Genomic DNA, 16,527 nt, shown 5'->3' on the forward strand with positions numbered 1-16,527 from the left:
ACGGGGTTCATGCGCTCTCACCGCCGTACAACCCACCAAGACCAACGAGATGGTTGAAAACGAAGACCAGAGTCAGAGAGATCGCAGTGACGACGACGGCCATCGCACTGCCGACTTCCCACGCCTGAAACTGGCCGAACATCTCACTGATAACATTGGCAATCATGATGTTGCGCGAGCCACCGAGAAGCAGTGGAACGACAAACGATCCAAACGCGAGGACGTACACGATAGCGACGCCAGCGGCGATTCCCGGGAGACTTTGTGGGAGCGTTACTTCGTAGAAGGCACGGAGCTTGTTCGCACCGAGGTTTTTCGCAGCCTCGATCTGCGTTCGGTCGAATCGGTTGAGCGAAGTGTAGATTGGAAGTAGCATGAACGGGAGGAACACGTGGACGAGTCCTAGGACGATCGATCCTTGACTGAAGAGATAGTCACCCGGTTGCTCCATTACTCCGAAAACGGTCACAAAAAGGTAATTGAGGACGCCTTGACGGCCCAAAATAAGCCGCCACGCGTACGTCCGAATAACGATATTGATCCAGAAGGGAAGGATCACGAGCAGTACGAGCAAATTCTTGTGCGCACTCTCCGTAAACGCTAGAAAGTATGCTACTGGATAGGCAATTGCCAGGGTTATCACGGTCACCTGGATTCCGATGAAGATGGATTCCCAGAGCACTGTTCGATAGAACTCGTCGGTGAGAAACTCGATGTAATTCTGGATGGTGAATTCGTAGGCATCCGCGGGTGGAGCGGTCTTCAGAACGCTGTAGAACACGATGATGGCGAACGAAACGACGAAGAAAATGAGGAGATATGTAAGTCCAACGAACAACTGTGCTGACGCAAGGTGGTCACGATACCGGGAAACAAGTTCGTTGACTCGGGTTCGAACGGTTATGGATTGCTGAACGCTGCGATCAGTGGCTTCAGGCTGGCTCATGATGTCCTCCGTAACAGGACGCAGTCCTTGGAATCCCAGTCAATCGCAACCTTGTCTCCCGATTCGTATTCGGATTGCGTCGCGCGACCGAACACGTCGACTCGGACGTCGTGCTCGCCGATGTCGACGAGAATCGTCGTGATCTGCCCGTAGAATGTTGTTTCCATGACGGTACCCGTAAGTGCGGACTTCTCGCTACTGTCCGGGCCAGTGATGCGCATATCTTCTGGCCGCACGTTCACCAGTACTTCATCGCCTTCAACGAGATCAGTCATTGGCGCTGACTCACGGACGAGAATTGGATCACTGGAGACCGAGTCGAGATCAACGTGGACCTCAGACCTCTCAGTAGCAGTGATGGTTCCTTCGAGGATATTCGCTTCTCCGATGAAATCGGCCACGAACTCATTCGCCGGTTCGTTATACAGGTCGACCGGCTGGTCTTGTTGCTTGCCCTGCCCTTCATCCATCACCAGGATGCGGTCGCTCATCGAAAGCGCCTCCTGCTGGTCGTGGGTGACGTACACAGTTGTGATACCGAGTTCGTCTTGGATGCGTTTCAGCTCGAATCGCATCTGCTGTCGAAGTTTGAGATCGAGGTTCGCGAGTGGTTCGTCGAGGAGCAGAACGTCCGGTTCGATGACGATCGCACGGGCGAGTGCGACCCGTTGCTGCTGACCACCGGAGAGTTCGGTGGGCGATCGGTTCTCGTATCCTCCGAGGTCGACCATTTCGAGTGCCTCACTCGCTCGTGATCGTCGTTCGGCTTTGTCCACTCCTTCCATCTTTAACCCGAACGCGACGTTCTCGGCAACCGTCTTGTGGGGGAAAAGTGCGTAGCTCTGAAACACCATCCCGACGTCACGGTCGTACGGCGGGACGGCGGTCACATCTTCATCCCCGATTTTGATGCGTCCGTCCGTCGGCGATTCAAAGCCCGCTAACATTCGGAGGGTGGTCGTTTTCCCGCATCCGCTCGGACCAAGGAAAGTGAAGAACTCCCCTTCCTTAATCTCGAACGAGAGATCGTCGACTGCAGTCAGTGACCCAAATTCCTTTTTAAGACTCTCGACTCTCACTGTCCCGTCTGTCATGGCACACCACAACAAACCTCTGGTACCGTAATAAAATTTTCCATGCGGTGTCTTAGCTTACGGGTCGTCGTAACAATTAACACACGGCATCGTGAATCCGGATGTATGTTCGGTTGGCGCGGTAAACTCGGAGTCATGGTTACGTCGTCCGATCCGACGACAGAGGCGGAGTACAATCGATACCTACCCCAGGGAGTGTCACTTCACGCATCGCGGATGCTGCTTGAGGACGGACAAGTAACCCCCGAAACGCTTGAAGAGATGGCAGACGACGCCGAACGGTGCGCACGACTCTTGAACACGCTCAACGTCGACGTGATCGCCTACGCTTGTACGACCGGAAGTCTGATCAAAGGTCACGGCTACGAGGATGAAATCGAACGCCGAATCGCAGACACCGCAGAAACGCCTGCGGTTGCCACGGCGGCGTCGATTCAACGGGCGTTTGACGCCCTAAACGTCGAATCGGTGGCGGTTGCGACTCCGTATACTGAGGCTCTCGACGAACGTGAACGAGTATTTCTTGAAGAGGCCGGATACGAGGTTTCCACCATCGAAGGACTAGGGTTCGGGACCGACCGTGAAATTGGGCGACAATCACCGGAAGTTGCGTACCGGCAGGCGCAAGCAGTCGATTGTTCGGCGGCGGATGCCGTCTTCATTAGTTGTACGGGGACGCGGACGTTTGAGATTATCACTCAGCTTGAACGAGACCTCGGTAAACCAGTCGTAACGAGTAATCAAGCGACACTCTGGGACGCACTTCGAACGATGGGGATCGAATACTCGTCGGTCGGCCTCGGAACCTTGTTCGACCACTGACGTGACGAACGGTACATCAGCGAAATCTCGTCGAATCATTCAGCGTCGAAAAAATAGGCCGTAGTCAGCGACGAACCGTCTTCTGGAACTTCTGGCTCCACTCCTCTCGATGCTCCTGAACGAGCTTATAATCCCATAGCTTAATGTTGTCGATATTCTTTTTGTCGGGGTTTTGCTTGTACGCTTCAGGTGGGTCAGAAACCTCGTAGGGTTGGTAGTACGGAATCTTCGTCGCGTACTCGCGAGAAGGTTCAGGTCGAGCTTGGTAATCAAGGAACTTCTCCGCAGTGTACCGGCCCGGATCCTCTGCAACGCCCACGCTCCAACAAGATACGCCGCCGACCGTTCCTTCTTCCGGCACGGTGTAGGAAATCGGGACGTCTTGGTCTTCCCGAAGAGAAACAACGCGACCGTACCAGAAGTTCCCTGCCAGTGCCGTTTCACGTGTCAGGAGCTGTTGGGCCGAAGAGCCCGATTCCCACCATTGATACACGTACTCGTTCTGTTCTTCTATTTGATTCCAGATCGCATCCGCAACCGATTGGTCCGCTTTGATCTGGTTGAAGTCGACCTCTGCTTCACTCGCAGCGACACCCATGGCGAGCGAGACGAACCCGGTATTCGTGACCTTCTCCTTCAATTCGGACGTGTAGATGTCTTTCCAACTCGATGGCTCGTCGAGTTCGTTGTGATTGTATACGAGGCCTTGGGCCCAGACCTCTTTGGGAACGTAGTGCCAGTCCTCGCCAGGGTCAAAGGTCGACGCATCCGCATCACCGCGCAATCGATCGTCCTGGAGATTCTCTTGGACTGTCGGGATGTTCTCCAGACGAACAGGCTGCCACACATCGGAGACTCCCCCGAGGACACTGCCGGGGTTCTGCTCGACGACGTGTGCGGTAACGCTATCGTTCTTGATTTTCGGGATGAGATCCCATCCACTTGCGATGGTTTGGTGGTTCACCTCGACGCCGTACTCGTCGGAGAACCCGTCGATGTACGCTTCCTTGATTCCCTCTCCGTTCGCACCACCGAACGTGTAGATGTTGATTTTTTCGGCTAATTCCTGCTTCCCTCCGCTAGAACTAGTCGTGCCTCCAACGGTTGTCGTCGTATTTTCGGTTTCACTATCACTGGTGCAGCCAGCCAAACCGACCATCACGGTACCTGTGGCTGCGGTCGTTTTGAGGAATCCGCGGCGGGAGTGACTCCCCGTTCGGCCACTAGACCCACAGGCCGCTGTCTCGTCACTACGATCTGGTTGTGACATGCTGACAAACTACGATAACAGACTCGGGTATATAAAATTACGGGGATACCAGGTTTGCGGGCTCGAACAGTTCTCTGAGAGTGTCTCTGAATTAGTTATCTCTGACACGTTCCGATAAGCCGTTCTTTTATATAATCGCCTCGGGATTCAAGATTCACCCGATATGAACACCTCTCTAACCGTTCCTCCAACGAGTCGCTGCTTTTTGTGCCATCGTGAGGTATAAACGTCCGGTTCTCCGGAACAAAAGCGGGTGAATTGGATGCATCACGCTTCAGATTGTTAATGCAGTCTGAATCTCAGATTCAAGGCGTAATCCGTTTGGTAGGGCCGAACTTTCTTATAGTTATACGATTTTGGTATCCCCTATGGGCAACAGACATAAACCGAACTCGGGGCATGCCGACCTGCTCTCGACTACCGAAACATCACTCGCAATCCTCGACGCGATCCGAGCCAACGACGGTGCTCGCCCTTCGCAACTCACCGAAGAACTGGACCTTGCAAAGAGTACCGTCCACACGCACCTGAAAACGCTGCAAAACGCGCGGTACGTCACAAAAGAAGGCAGTCAATATCACTTAGGACTGAAGTTTTTCGAGTTCGGAGAGTACGTTATATCCCGTAAAGCGGCGTACGACATCGCTGAGCGACACACGAATGCGTTAACTGATCGGATTGACTACGTGGCGGACTTCAGTGTTGAAGAACATGGGCGCGTGATCTCACTCTATAGCGACCTCTACAATTCGCAACAGGCGTTCTTTGGAGATCGGCGAACGTTCTATATGCATAATACTGCTGCTGGTAAGGCAATTCTCGCCGAGGTTGACCAAGCAAAGGTCCACCGAATCGTTGAACAATGGGGACTACCCAATGAGACGGAAAAGGGACTTTCAACACCAGAGGCACTCGTCACCGAATTGGAGCAAATACAGGAGCGCGGATATGCCATTAACGACGAGGAGACAATTAGGGGACTGTATTCGATCGGTATCGCCATACTGTACCCCAATAACGACGTATGTGGTGCCATCAGCATAGATATCCCGAAATACCGTGTTAACGACAAGCTCGTAACGGAATTAGTCGAAGAACTCCAGAAGACCGTGGCGGACTTCGAAGAGGATCTCGAGACGGAGCAGGTGATGTAAGCCCATTTCCTCGTTTACCCTGCTTGCAGACCGTGTGACAAGAACTCAAGCGAAGGGGGAAATCTAGGTCAGAGGGGATCAATTTGCGAACGCCCTATCTTCAATTGTCGTGAGAAGCACGATAGTAGGCCGGTCAATGCTTCTCCACTAACTCACCTACTGTGATGCGAGAAGTTGGGCGATGCTTTGTTCCGTAGAGGCGAACGCTTAAAAGGTACCTTGCTTTTCGTCTCGACCTTTGGAGACCCTGTTGTTACATACCTATCTCTGTAACACACTTGATGAGAGGGGTCCCCAACACGGGAATTTGGTTCGAAGCACAGAACGGGATACATCCTCCGTCGGGGACTCCTCATTGTCCTCGTATTAGGGACGATTTCAAGAATTTCTAAGTTTGTTCGACTGCTTAATGATCGACGTCAATCGCGCTTGCGTCCTCCTGGAGTAGAGCCACGATCAGAAAATCGGGATACTCTGCAAAGTATGCGATCAGGCGGGCGATTCTGTCGGAATCTATCGCTTCCGGGGAGTGAAGTATCATCACGGGCACCGTTTCGTGGTCTTTGGTTATGGGAATACGTTCTTCGTAGAAGCATGCATGTACTGGGAGAGACCAGTGTTGTCGGCGAAGAAGTTACGTACCAATCCGGATAGCCAACACTGCCGTAGAAATCACATCTTTTATTCAACTCTATTTATAATATATTTTTAATATATTAAATAATTTATTAATAAATAAGATGTTGTAAAAACGTCCACTTCTGCAAGAGAAATTGGAATAATAAACATAGTTATATTAAATTATATATCGTAGAATCAGTAGTAGAAAGTATTTTTAATAGTGTTCTGTTGGCTAAGAGCTCAGTTAGTAGCATATACTTCAGTAGAACAAAAATTGTAGAAAATACATGATGACGGGCGTATATTAAGCAGATACGAGGGAAAGCACCGACATTATACGCAAAGCGAGATTCCTCTCGAACGCGATAGTGAAATCTTCGCAATAGACGTTACTCGTCAGCCCTCGAAGGAGTTTGATTCCGCTTCCGGGGTCGTACCTGGAAGGAGTAAACGGACATTAACCAAGAAAACTAGAAGGGCTACGGTTGCCCGACTAGCAAAGAACGTTTCGAGGAGTAACCGATCACGGAGAGGAAAGATGGGGGTCGACCCGGTGTTGCAGACGCGATCTTGACAGCACTAGCCAACTCGACGTGCTTCCCGCAAGTCCCGCCAATCACTATCCAACTTTTCTTCACCTGTTCGAATCGCGGCGTGCGTTCCTCTTCATTCCGTGAAATCAGTTCGGTCGAACGTGACCATAGAACGATATCGAAGCTTCGAACGTACCATCGACCGGCTTCCGTCGTGATTACCGTAAAAAGCATCACCGAGACGATGACCAATACGACCCCGTACAGAGAGAAGAAACACCCTCAAAATACCGTCAGTAAGGCGGCGAGCTTCAGGTCTTGAGTACGAACACTCTCAGGAGGGAAACCACGTCAGCCCGTCACTCCCGTCTGTTCTTTCTATCGTCATTGATAACCGTCTAAATACAGGTTCCTGCTCAACACGAGGTTCGTGATCGTGTTCGCCTCTATCACCTCGGCCTCTTCCGTTTCGCTTCCGTCAGCGGTCCGTTTTTGCACTCGGTAATCGTTCAAACCATCGTGATTGCCGGAGCTCGCCTCAAGGACTTCGAATCGCTCACCCGTCGCCTCGTTCCGGTACGTTCGGCCAACTTCGAGACCAACAACGGGCACATCTGTCGGCCACTCCCAACCGAACTCTCGAAAGTACGTATCGAACTGTGTGACCAGCGATTCCGGGTCGACGTCGTCGTTGAAGGAACCGTCAGCCAGACGGACGAGCGCTCTGTCCCAGTAATCGATGACGCACTTTTTCAGGTCATCGTGGAGCGTCTCCTCGACGGTTCGCTGTTCGATCGGATACCCGATTTCGATGCAGACGATGGCGTGCTGGTCGAGTCGGGTGAGACACCGCTGGCACTCCACCTCGAAGACGGACATCGAGACGGGGTTCTCCGTTACGACGTGCGCAACCTCGTTGCTGCAGTTCGGACACCAGAAGAACAGAACACCGTTGTCGGCCGAAACTAGCTCGGAGAGTACGGTGAGATTGTCGAACAACTTGTCCGTCGGTTCTGCGGGAGTTTCCTCTTCCTTCTCTGCATCTTTCTCTTCGGTTGTTACTGCTGCGCCGGCGAACTTCGCTAACTCTCTGTCTTTCAGGAGTGCTTTTATGACCGAATCGTGCGAGGAATGCGATTCGGCCTCGCGAATCTCCTCGATTTGTTCTTTCGTCCAGTCGCGTACCCGGATAGTGGCCATTGCGTGAATAGATTGTTTACAACCTATTAATTTTTTCCCAGAAAAGGTCTTGTCTGCCGATTGGTCAAGATTTTTCGTCGATGCTCTTCGCCTTTTGGTCCTGACAGTTCCTGGTGATGTACCCGGCGACCCGGTTGCGGATGTGTTTCGAGCGAAGGTCAGTTAGCCGTTCGACCTCGCGCTTATTCTGTTCGAAATCGTCACTGAATGTGTCTGGATAGCGTTGTAACAGTTCGTTCCCGATACTGATAATATTGTCTGAGTCGATCGGCATACTCTGAGTTTGTGGATGTGCCAAATAGTCCTTGCTATTGTTTAGCATTAGTCGTACACCGGAAGCCAGTTTGACAGGTAGTCGATACTACTCCCTATTGCTAACCTGAGCACGGAAATCGAGAACCGGATCGTACACAGCATGGTCCACACGGTGTAAACTCTCGATAGACGGACGTGAAAGCTCACGTGAATTCCAAATAGTGAATCGGGACCGGTATTCCGCCGGTGCCTCAGACGTAATTCCTCCTCGGACGAGAATAGGCGACGTACTGAAAGAACAGGCGATATATTGAAGGGGGTCGGTCTCGAAATGGGGCATGGGTTAGCATAGCATGGCCCGGCAAATAACGGTCAGCTCGACCACCTCGATAGCGGATAGTGGAGACGTCTGCCACTTCGACGAACTGTCGGAGACGGCAAAGGGTACGCTCACGCGTCTCGTGAACGACGAAACGACGGCCGGAATCGAATCGGAGGCGGCAGACGAACTCGCCCAGTACGACGTCATCAAATTCACCGAGTACATCACGGTATCCTACGACGGTTCGAGTGCTAGCGGCTCCGTTTCCGCATGAGCTAGTCCGTACTTCCGATCGTTCGCGTCTCGTTCAGTGGAGCGCCTACAGGTTCACCGATAGCGGATGCCAATAGGGGTGGACAGCTCCTTTCCACGTTCGTAATCGGATACGGTAGGCAACACCGGTTCGTCTCGCTCGACCGGCGTGATTTTCTCGCGGGAGTCCTCCAGCGCTTGTTTCACCATCGACCCGGTGCTGGGGGGAGTCGGACCGCCCCCAACACATAGTCTAACTGGATATCGATTTCGAACGGTTCGCTGGAGATTATATGCTGCAAAGTCGTAATTCCACGGCCTGAAGGCCGTGGATACGCGCCGTCACTCAGTGTCACGTTCCATCGATACCGGCAGGGCTGGATATTCTACTTCAAACCGATGAACGCGGACGTGAATGGTGCGGTAAACATTCGCAGACAGATAACTCAGAGTCCCCCGACAGGGGATATGAGTAACGGCTGGTTGGCACAGCCCGAAGTTGTCCTGTTCGTCCACGAGAGCGGACGGTTCACACCGAGCGAATAGGGAGATTGCAAACCCTAATAATCCCAACGCTCGGAATTCCTCCGGCTAAAGTCGGAGGAGAATATCAATCTGGATACAAGATACGTATTAGAGGACAATAATGCCGGTAAACGATGTTTTATAATCTGAATTGTGAAATAATATCTGGTATGGTGGTGAGCGCCGCGTTTGGGGAGTTAGCCGAGATACTGGAATGTCTAGAGCTCACCGACGCCGAGGTACGTGACATCACGCTCGACGAGCGGGCAGTCGACGAAAACGAAACGATCTCCGCCGACATTCGCGTCGGACTTCCCCTGTTCGTCGATCTCGACGTCCCTGACGACGTCTCCATCGAAGCCGACGGGACGGACCTCACGCAGGAGAAGCACGATTTCGAACTTACGGTCACGGTGCCGACTGACGGTCGTTCGAACGACTCCCCGTTTGCTTCGGCCTTCGACGAGACCAAGGCGAAGATCGGTGCTTCAGCGGTCGGACCACTCGACACCTCCGGGTCCGGAAATCCGGCGTACAAGGACCCTGACGCACTACAGACCGTCTACGAGGAGTACGATACTTTCACGGAAATGACCGAAGCCCTCGGCGTTGACGTTACTTCGGAGACGGTCCGTCGGTACATGGTCGAGTACGATATCCACGATCCAACTGCGGACGAAGACCACCGTCCAAATGACGACGGTGAGGACGGTACTGGCGAGACGGAGACTGGAGCGGACGGCAAGCGAGAGCGCGAGATCGCCGACGTTGAACTCGCCGAAGCACTCACGTCCGCGGACGAGGACGAAACGGAAGAGAAGCCTGCCGCAGACGGACTCGGCGTTCCGGGAAACCGCACCGTCGGGGAACTGACCACCATCCTCGAGGAGTCCCGTACCGTGTACGAGGTCGCACAACGACTGGATACCGATTACGACTCGACCCGGCGGCTACTGACCGATTTCGACCTCCTCGACATCGTCACGAATCGTCTTTCGTCGCCGCAAGCGGAACTGACACCGACCGACGTCTGCCGCCGAATCGGCTACCTCGACCGTCCCGAAGAACGTACGGGAAGTCGATAGCCGGACGAGCAGTACGGCCGACCTCGAACAGGATTCCTGCCTCGTCGTTTTCTGCCACATCTCCGCACAATCGGTGCACAACCGAGTTGTCCTCGGCCGTCTCGAACGCAAACAACCAAAGCTCTTATATCGATTTTTCCAGTATGGTATCGTACTCAATGACGGTCGACCCAAACGACGTAATGAGCATCGGGAATCGGCTTCTCGAACGGTATCCCGACACGTTCACCAAGGAGTTCAATCGGAACAAGGAGGCCGTACAGACGCTTACGAACGTGAACTCGATTCATCTGCGCAACCGTATCGCGGGCTACATTACTCGCCAGAAACAGTAACGCTGGTTTTCACCACGGTCTACCGCGGGGAACGACTGCACAAAAGTGGTCGGGAGTCGCTCCCGGTCGTCGATAGCGGTCATCGGCGGCAATCGCGCGCTGAACACGGTCGGACACCCACTGATTGCGACCGGACTCTTCTACCGTCGGCGTTTCCGCATCGAGGTACCGCTCGTAAACCGAGAGTCGCTAGCCGAGTTCCTCGTCCGCGCTCACTGCGAGTTCTTCGAAATACCGTAGCTCGGGCCACTCGTACTCCGGATTGATACGGTCGTCGGTGATCGGCGTGACGTCACCCAGATCTCCCACGCCGCAGTCAAGAAGTTCTTCTACCGGCGATAGATTCGGCGGAGGCGTCCATCTCGATGCGTATCCCTTGTCACCGTCGGTAACGTCCCAACTGTTCCGATCGTCGGATGAGTCCATTCGGTCGATTATCACGCGCTTAGGTCAGAATAGTCACGTCGGGAGAACTCAGTTCGCTGGCACCTCTCGGTCGGTCGCCACCTCCCACTCCGCAGGACTGATGTCCTTCCCGTCGAACGACGCGTACTCCGGATAAACCGTGAACACGAGGTACTCGCTGCGTCCTTGCAAGTAGTCGATGAGTGTGTGGAGGTTGTCGTCGGCGAGACCGCCGACTCCATCGACGAGCAGAATCGGGACCGCCTCACCCACGTCAAACGCTTCGTAGCCGGCCAGCGCGGTGACGAATCCCAGCAGTTCGAGTTCGCCTTCGCTCAACGCGTCGAGACTCGCCTCCCTACCTTCACGAGCCACGACGAGATCGAATTCGGACGTCAATCGCGCTGTTTCGAATCCGGTGTCGAACCGCGCGAGAACGTCCCGTATCGCCTCGTCGAACGCTTCGCGGGCTTCGTATTTGATGGTATCTTTCCGGTTCCGGAGGTCCTCGATCTCCGAGTCCAGTTTCTCACGCTCCTCTTCCAGGAGTTCGACACGGTCGGCGCGCGTCTCGAGGGCATCGAGTTCGTCTTTTGCGTCTTTCAGCTCCGCTTCGCGGTACTTGATGTCGCTCTCGACGTCGGTGATTTCGTCGACGGTTTCGTGTACGGAGTCCGAGAGCTCCTCGACGCGTTGTTCGGCGTTCTCGAGTCGCTCCTCAGCGTCCTCGAGACTCTGGCGGTAGTCGGACAGCTTCTCCTCGAGTTCAGCGATCTCGGCTTCGAGGTCCCGCTTGCGCCGCTGGGCCTGGCTCCTCTCCTCGCGCCGTGCCTCGAGTTCCTCGACCGCGTCGCGCCGGGACTCGGCTTTCGCACGCAGGTTGGCTATCTTGTCACCGATCTGTTCGAGGTGGTCCTCGATGTCCGACCGGGTCGCCTCGTTACCGCACGTCCAGCACTCGACCGTATCGCCGGTCAACTCCCGCTGGACCTCCGTAAGCAGGTCGAGGCGGTTCTCCTTGAGAACCATCTCGTTCGCCGAGTATATCGACTGGAGGACCTCGATATCTTGCTTGCTCTCCTGCAACTGGTCGCGTGCCTCGGCGAGCTCCGCTTCCACGCTCTCGTCTTCGACCAGTTCGATGTCGTCGAGTTCCCTCCGTCTCTCCTCCAGGCGGGATTCCGTGCGCTCGATGCTACGCTCGAGGCGCTCGATCTGGTTCTCGGCCTGATCGCGCTCGGACTGGGCCTGCGCCAACTCGCTCTGTGTCGACGCCGACGACTCGGCGTCTGTCTCGCCATCTCGCGTGAGCGACTCGTGCTTCTCTCGGAGGTCCTCGAGCTCGGACTCGAGACGCGTCACTTTCTCCTGAATCGACGGGAGGCGCTTTTTGGCTTCGTTCGCCTGCGCGAGCTCGGAATCGACCTGCTCGCGCTCTCGCTTGAGGTCCGCAATCTGCTCGTCGATGTTCTGGAAATCCAACGGGCGCATCAACACGTCCTCGAGGTTGTCTCCCTCACGGACCGTCCGTCGAATTTCGTTTCGTTCGTCGAGACAGGCGAACAGGTCCGTCCGGATGATGTCGTACTCGTCGCTGAGGTAGGGCTGTCCGCGCCGACTGACGGAACCGTTCTCGCGGACGAGTTCGACCTCGGTGTCGCGGTCCGGCGTGTCGAGGTGCACTCGCCCCTCGTCCTGCCCTTCGGTCAGCGGCGTCGTCACACCTAGCGCCGTCTTGATCGACGCGACGAAACTCGATTTCCCTTGCCAGTTCGAGGCCCGGACGGCGTTGAGCCCCGGTTCTATCGTTGCACTCCCGTCGAGGATGCCAGCGATGTTCTCGATCTCGATTTCCCAAGTCATGTGTTGGTCCTCGTGTCTGCCTGTGTGCTCGTTCGTCCGTGCTCCTCGCAGACGTACCCTCGTTCGAGCGCGACGTCGAGCGGGACGCGCGTCGGACAGACGTCGCAGCTCACCTTCACCTGCACCGTCACCGACGACGTTTCGACGCCGTCGAGTTCGCCGTTCGACGCCAGTGAGGAAAGCACGGTTTCGATCTTCTCGCGTGCGAACGATGTCGCCATATCGACGCTCTTGCGCTCCCAGTCGGTCTCCCTGGTGCGTGCGTCCTTCTCTCCGTTTAGACAGTCCTGGAGGTGGGTCCGCATCGTCCCCCACGACACCGTGTCGTCGAGAACGCGCGCAGCGTCGATTCCGTCGTCCTCGAGGCTTTCGATTACCTCCTCCCGGAGCAAGTCGTCGTCTCCAGTCAGAATTTCGTAGTCGTGGTCCACGCGCGCACCGAGGGCGTCCCTGCCGTGTTCGTTGAACACCCGACGCAGCAGGCGCTTGTTGAACCATTCCGTCAGTGTGCGATAGCCCTCCGCAGTGTGCCCGTCGTCACCCCGCCATCTCGCGAGCAACCCTTCGTCCATCCTGTCGTGGCGGGGATCCGCGGTATCGAGTTCGTACTCCTCGATTACGCGGTCAACTTTACATCCGGAGTCTGACTCCATCGGGTGAATATTTTCTCCGGTCCCTGATAACCGTAACGGAGTGTGTACAACAGGTACCGTTCACACCTCCCTCGAAATTGTCGGATTTTCGCTGTCACGAAGGACGTGTACGCCTCCGATTTCCGCGTGAAGTGATTAACACCCTCAGTCTGTTAAGACCGGGTTCGGTCGCCGATTCGGTCTTCGCCAGAACACGCTCTCGATATTAACAGACTTAGTGTGTTAAAACGAGCAACCCCCGAAAACTCCCGGCGCATAGAGAGACGCGTAACAGTTCGTCTTCTAACGAAAGGAGGCCGCTGGGAAACGCGCGTCGACCACGGTACAAACACGACCGCGTCGCGTCCGAACGAAAATCGGCCGAGAATCAGTTCGAGCACTCGCCTCAGAGCCGGTCCCAGAGCGCGGCACTGGCCTCGCCGACAGCCTCCATGTCCGAATCGTCTACGCCGTGTACACCCTCGCCCCGCTCGTAGACGACGTCGCCGTCGATGACGGTCCGGGTGACGTCACCCCGACTCGCAGCGCTCACCACGTAGTAGGGAGCGCTCCCTGGGAGAACCGGATTCGGACCGAGGTCGAGCGTGACGAAGTCCCCGCGCTTGCCGGGCTCGATGCTTCCGATGCTGTCGTCCATCCCCATGACGCGCGCGGAGCCGATAGTCGCCCATTCGAGCGCTTTCGCCATGTCGAAGCCGCTCGGGTTGTTCTTCTTCAGCTTGTGGATTCCGACCGCCGACCGCATCGTCTCGAACATATCGGGATCCCAGCCGTCGTCGCCGATGCCGATCGTCATCCCCTCGTCCTCCATCTTCTCGACGTTCGCGATGCCGACGGCGTTGTTGATGTTCGAGTACGGGTTGTGTGCGACGTTCACGTCGTGGTCGGCCAGAATCTCGATTTCCGTCTCCGTCGAGTGGACGCAGTGGGCCGCGATGACGTCGGCGTCGAAAAAGCCCATCTCCTCCAGAGCCGGTACGGGACGCTTCCCGTAGTCTTCGATGGACCTGTGGACGTCGACGAGTCCCTCCTCCAGGTGGATCTGGATCGGACGGTCGTCCGCCTTGGCTGCCTCGACGGTCTGTTTGACGACGTCCTCCGTGTTCGTGAACAACGTGTGGAGACAGTAATGACCCGTCACCCGGTCGAACTCGGCTTCGTCCTCGCGGATGAACTGCTGGTTCTCTTCGATTCCCGCTCGGGCCTCGTCATCGGAGTTGCGGGCCGTCGTCTCGAAGGTAATCATCCCCCGAATCGGCGTCTCCGCCACGCCGGTCGCCACAGCGTCGAGCGCTCCTGGCAGCGTGTTCGGCCCTGAGTAGTTGTCGCAGAACGCCGTGACGCCACTCTGGAGCATCTCGACCGACGACCCGAGCGACGATAGTCGGGCGTCCTCCATCGTGAACGCCTCGTCGACCTCCCACCAGATGTCCACGAGCGCCTCGTAGAAGCTCTCGGGGGTCGCCGTCAGCGGTGCGCCGCGTATCGGGAGCGCGTACATGTGCGTGTGGCAGTTTACGAGTCCCGGAATGACGACCTCGTCGCGGGCGTCGACGACGTCGTCACCGGATTCGAACCCGTCCTCGACGGCCGTTATCTCGCCATCTTCGACGACGACGTGTACCTCTTCCCTGACCTCGCGCTCGTCGTTCATCGTGACGAGCGTACCAGCGTTGAGTATCACACCATTCAGAATGTTGGCATGGTACAAAAAACTATCTCAGCCGACCGTTCGCCTTCTGGGCCGAGTTCCCGTCGGTGGGCAGACTCTCTCCGAACTAAGCTAGCCTATCATACATGTTTGCCAACAATTTTCCCGGTGTCGCGTGTGACTTCGGTCATGGTAGACCGTCTCATCACGGATGCTCGTATCGTGGAATCGACGGGCGTGACGGCCGGCGACATCGCCATCGATGACGGAACGATAGCCGCCATCGGACCCGAAGTCGGCCAGCGGTACGACGCAGACGACCGCGTCGACGCCGACGGCATGGTCACGCTTCCGGGCGTCGTGGACGTCCACAACCACATGCACGACGAGGCCCTGTTCCCGGACGGCATCGATTTCGACTCGCAGACGGCGAGCGCGGTCGCCGGCGGCGTTACGACCGTCGTCGAACTGCCGACACAGACGCCGGTGACGTCTCCCGAGGCGTTCCGCGAGAAGCGAGAAACCTGCGAGGAACTCTCCCACGTCGACTTCGGTCTCGTGGCCGGTAACGTCGAGGACGCGGCCATCGATATCGACGGCATCCTGAACGAGGGCACGCGCGACTTCAAGACGTTCACTGCGGAACCGTACCTCGCCGACGACGCCACCATCGTCGAACTGATGGCAGAGGTCGGCGCGGCCGGTGGCAAAGTGCGCGTCCACTGCGAGACGCAAGGAATCCTAGACCACGCCCGCGCGAAGATCGAGGGCACCAACCCCGAAGTGTACCCCGACTCCCGGCCGCTGGAGGCGGAACTCGACGCCATCAACCGGGTCGGCTGGTTCGCCGAGTACGCCGACTGTCCGCTGCACGTCGTCCACGTGTCCAGCGGAAGCGGTGCCCGGGAGGGCGGCCGGTTCAAATCCAGAGCCAACGTGCCTGTCACGCTCGAAACCTGTCCGCATTACCTCGCGTTCTCCGACGACGATGTGGAGGAACTCGGCCCGTTCCTGAAGGTGAATCCGAGCCTCAAATCGTCCGACGAGGTCGAGCGACTCTGGGACGCGGTCCAGGACGGAACGATAGACCTCGTCGCCAGCGAACACTTCCCGACCTATCGAGAGGAACGCGAACGCGGTTGGGAGGACATCTGGGAACCGTACGCCGGATTGCCGAGCATCGAAACGATGCTCGAGTTCCTCGTGAGCGAAGGAGTTCACGAGGACCGGCTCACGTGGCCACGACTCGCCGAACTCGTCTGCGCTCGCCCCGCCCGCGAAGCGGGCGTCTACCCGCAAAAAGGTAGCCTCCGGGTCGGTACCGACGCGGACGTCGTTCTGCTCCGCCGCGACTCGTACGAGGTGTCCGCCGACGATCTCGCGTTCGTCGGCGGCTGGACGCCGTACGAGGGCCGCCAGTGGACTGCACGGGTGGATACCGTCATCGCGGACGGTGAGGTCGCGGCCCGGAACCATCGGGTGCTCTCCTCGCCCGGCGATGGTGATTTCCTCGCCCGCGAACCGTTGCGGTGACTGCACCG

15 protein-coding genes and 1 pseudogene are annotated in these 16,527 nt (G+C 56.4%); 7 read left to right on the forward strand and 9 right to left on the reverse strand.

Annotated elements, in window-relative coordinates; all coding sequences use genetic code 11:
- Window positions 1–7 precede the first annotated feature (7 nt).
- Both E2484_RS13095 and E2484_RS13100 read right to left on the reverse strand, forming a co-directional pair.
- Entirely contained in the window at window positions 8–946 is a 939-nt protein-coding gene (locus E2484_RS13095; RefSeq protein ID WP_137285648.1) for an ABC transporter permease, read from the reverse strand.
- Complete coding sequence (locus tag E2484_RS13100; RefSeq protein WP_137285649.1) at window positions 943–2,040, reverse strand: ABC transporter ATP-binding protein; 1,098 nt, start codon at window positions 2,038–2,040, stop codon at window positions 943–945. The genes E2484_RS13095 and E2484_RS13100 overlap by 4 nt, the downstream gene beginning before the upstream one ends.
- A 105-nt stretch (window positions 2,041–2,145) precedes the next feature.
- On the opposite strand from E2484_RS13100, the gene E2484_RS13105 reads away from it, so the two are divergent.
- Complete coding sequence (locus tag E2484_RS13105) at window positions 2,146–2,862, forward strand: maleate cis-trans isomerase family protein (protein WP_137285650.1); 717 nt, start codon at window positions 2,146–2,148, stop codon at window positions 2,860–2,862.
- A 64-nt stretch (window positions 2,863–2,926) separates the two neighbouring features.
- Here E2484_RS13105 and E2484_RS13110 read toward each other — a convergent pair whose 3' ends face one another.
- On the reverse strand, window positions 2,927–4,132 hold the full coding sequence (locus E2484_RS13110; protein ID WP_137285651.1) for an ABC transporter substrate-binding protein: 1,206 nt from the start codon (window positions 4,130–4,132) through the stop codon (window positions 2,927–2,929).
- A gap of 368 nt (window positions 4,133–4,500) precedes the next feature.
- Here E2484_RS13110 and E2484_RS13115 point away from each other — a divergent pair, with 368 nt between their 5' ends.
- Complete coding sequence (locus E2484_RS13115; RefSeq protein ID WP_137285652.1) at window positions 4,501–5,286, forward strand: IclR family transcriptional regulator; 786 nt, start codon at window positions 4,501–4,503, stop codon at window positions 5,284–5,286.
- A 1,538-nt stretch (window positions 5,287–6,824) separates the two neighbouring features.
- Here the strand turns inward: E2484_RS13115 and E2484_RS13120 are convergent.
- A complete protein-coding gene (locus tag E2484_RS13120) occupies window positions 6,825–7,640 on the reverse strand; it encodes a hypothetical protein (RefSeq protein ID WP_137285653.1) in 816 nt (271 codons plus the stop codon).
- 64 nt (window positions 7,641–7,704) lie between these two features.
- The gene (locus E2484_RS13125; protein ID WP_394347911.1) at window positions 7,705–7,962 is read right to left on the reverse strand and encodes a 30S ribosomal protein S17e; all 258 of its coding nucleotides are present in this window, start codon (window positions 7,960–7,962) and stop codon (window positions 7,705–7,707) included.
- A 286-nt stretch (window positions 7,963–8,248) separates the two neighbouring features.
- Here E2484_RS13125 and E2484_RS13130 point away from each other — a divergent pair, with 286 nt between their 5' ends.
- From E2484_RS13130 to E2484_RS13145, 4 genes and pseudogenes are all read left to right on the forward strand, one after another.
- On the forward strand, window positions 8,249–8,491 hold the full coding sequence (locus E2484_RS13130) for a hypothetical protein (RefSeq protein WP_137285655.1): 243 nt from the start codon (window positions 8,249–8,251) through the stop codon (window positions 8,489–8,491).
- A 377-nt stretch (window positions 8,492–8,868) separates the two neighbouring features.
- Window positions 8,869–9,015: pseudogene (locus tag E2484_RS13135) on the forward strand (RNA-guided endonuclease TnpB family protein); the annotation flags it as partial.
- 149 nt (window positions 9,016–9,164) lie between these two features.
- Window positions 9,165–10,079: a hypothetical protein gene (locus E2484_RS13140; protein WP_137285656.1), complete on the forward strand. Its 915-nt coding sequence runs from the start codon at window positions 9,165–9,167 to the stop codon at window positions 10,077–10,079.
- A gap of 158 nt (window positions 10,080–10,237) precedes the next feature.
- Complete coding sequence (locus E2484_RS13145) at window positions 10,238–10,414, forward strand: 30S ribosomal protein S17e (protein ID WP_137285657.1); 177 nt, start codon at window positions 10,238–10,240, stop codon at window positions 10,412–10,414.
- Window positions 10,415–10,603: 189 nt separating this feature from the next.
- On the opposite strand, the gene E2484_RS25010 is transcribed toward E2484_RS13145, so the two are convergent.
- From E2484_RS25010 to E2484_RS13160, 4 genes are all read right to left on the reverse strand, one after another.
- Window positions 10,604–10,840, reverse strand: a complete 237-nt coding sequence (locus tag E2484_RS25010; protein ID WP_170977342.1) for a hypothetical protein — start codon at window positions 10,838–10,840, stop codon at window positions 10,604–10,606.
- Window positions 10,841–10,888: 48 nt separating this feature from the next.
- The gene (locus E2484_RS13150) at window positions 10,889–12,682 is read right to left on the reverse strand and encodes an archaea-specific SMC-related protein (protein ID WP_137285658.1); all 1,794 of its coding nucleotides are present in this window, start codon (window positions 12,680–12,682) and stop codon (window positions 10,889–10,891) included.
- On the reverse strand, window positions 12,679–13,335 hold the full coding sequence (rdfA, locus tag E2484_RS13155) for a rod-determining factor RdfA (protein ID WP_137285659.1): 657 nt from the start codon (window positions 13,333–13,335) through the stop codon (window positions 12,679–12,681). The genes E2484_RS13150 and rdfA overlap by 4 nt, the downstream gene beginning before the upstream one ends.
- Before the next feature lie 385 nt (window positions 13,336–13,720).
- Window positions 13,721–15,019 (reverse strand): amidohydrolase family protein, encoded by a 1,299-nt coding sequence (locus E2484_RS13160; protein WP_137285660.1) that lies wholly within the window; start codon window positions 15,017–15,019, stop codon window positions 13,721–13,723.
- Window positions 15,020–15,175: 156 nt separating this feature from the next.
- Between E2484_RS13160 and E2484_RS13165 the strand changes: the two genes are divergently transcribed.
- Window positions 15,176–16,519, forward strand: coding sequence for a dihydroorotase (locus tag E2484_RS13165; protein ID WP_137285661.1), 1,344 nt, complete (start codon window positions 15,176–15,178; stop codon window positions 16,517–16,519).
- The last annotated feature ends 8 nt before the right edge of the window (window positions 16,520–16,527 follow it).

Source organism: Halorussus salinisoli (genome assembly GCA_005239435.1).
In the GTDB taxonomy this organism is placed as follows: Archaea; Halobacteriota; Halobacteria; order Halobacteriales; family Haladaptataceae; genus Halorussus; species Halorussus salinisoli.

Excerpts from the sequence above, each read along its gene's own strand:
- E2484_RS13095 (WP_137285648.1), bottom strand. The coding sequence starts at position 946 with ATGAGCCAGCCTGAAGCCACTGATCGCAGCGTTCAGCAATCCATAACC.
- E2484_RS13100 (WP_137285649.1), bottom strand. The coding sequence starts at position 2,040 with ATGACAGACGGGACAGTGAGAGTCGAGAGTCTTAAAAAGGAATTTGGG.
- E2484_RS13105 (WP_137285650.1), top strand. The coding sequence starts at position 2,146 with ATGTTCGGTTGGCGCGGTAAACTCGGAGTCATGGTTACGTCGTCCGAT.
- E2484_RS13110 (WP_137285651.1), bottom strand. The coding sequence starts at position 4,132 with ATGTCACAACCAGATCGTAGTGACGAGACAGCGGCCTGTGGGTCTAGT.
- E2484_RS13115 (WP_137285652.1), top strand. The coding sequence starts at position 4,501 with ATGGGCAACAGACATAAACCGAACTCGGGGCATGCCGACCTGCTCTCG.
- E2484_RS13120 (WP_137285653.1), bottom strand. The coding sequence starts at position 7,640 with ATGGCCACTATCCGGGTACGCGACTGGACGAAAGAACAAATCGAGGAG.
- E2484_RS13125 (WP_394347911.1), bottom strand. The coding sequence starts at position 7,962 with ATGCTAAACAATAGCAAGGACTATTTGGCACATCCACAAACTCAGAGT.
- E2484_RS13130 (WP_137285655.1), top strand. The coding sequence starts at position 8,249 with ATGGCCCGGCAAATAACGGTCAGCTCGACCACCTCGATAGCGGATAGT.
- E2484_RS13140 (WP_137285656.1), top strand. The coding sequence starts at position 9,165 with ATGGTGGTGAGCGCCGCGTTTGGGGAGTTAGCCGAGATACTGGAATGT.
- E2484_RS13145 (WP_137285657.1), top strand. The coding sequence starts at position 10,238 with ATGACGGTCGACCCAAACGACGTAATGAGCATCGGGAATCGGCTTCTC.
- E2484_RS25010 (WP_170977342.1), bottom strand. The coding sequence starts at position 10,840 with ATGGACTCATCCGACGATCGGAACAGTTGGGACGTTACCGACGGTGAC.
- E2484_RS13150 (WP_137285658.1), bottom strand. The coding sequence starts at position 12,682 with ATGACTTGGGAAATCGAGATCGAGAACATCGCTGGCATCCTCGACGGG.
- rdfA (WP_137285659.1), bottom strand. The coding sequence starts at position 13,335 with ATGGAGTCAGACTCCGGATGTAAAGTTGACCGCGTAATCGAGGAGTAC.
- E2484_RS13165 (WP_137285661.1), top strand. The coding sequence starts at position 15,176 with ATGGTAGACCGTCTCATCACGGATGCTCGTATCGTGGAATCGACGGGC.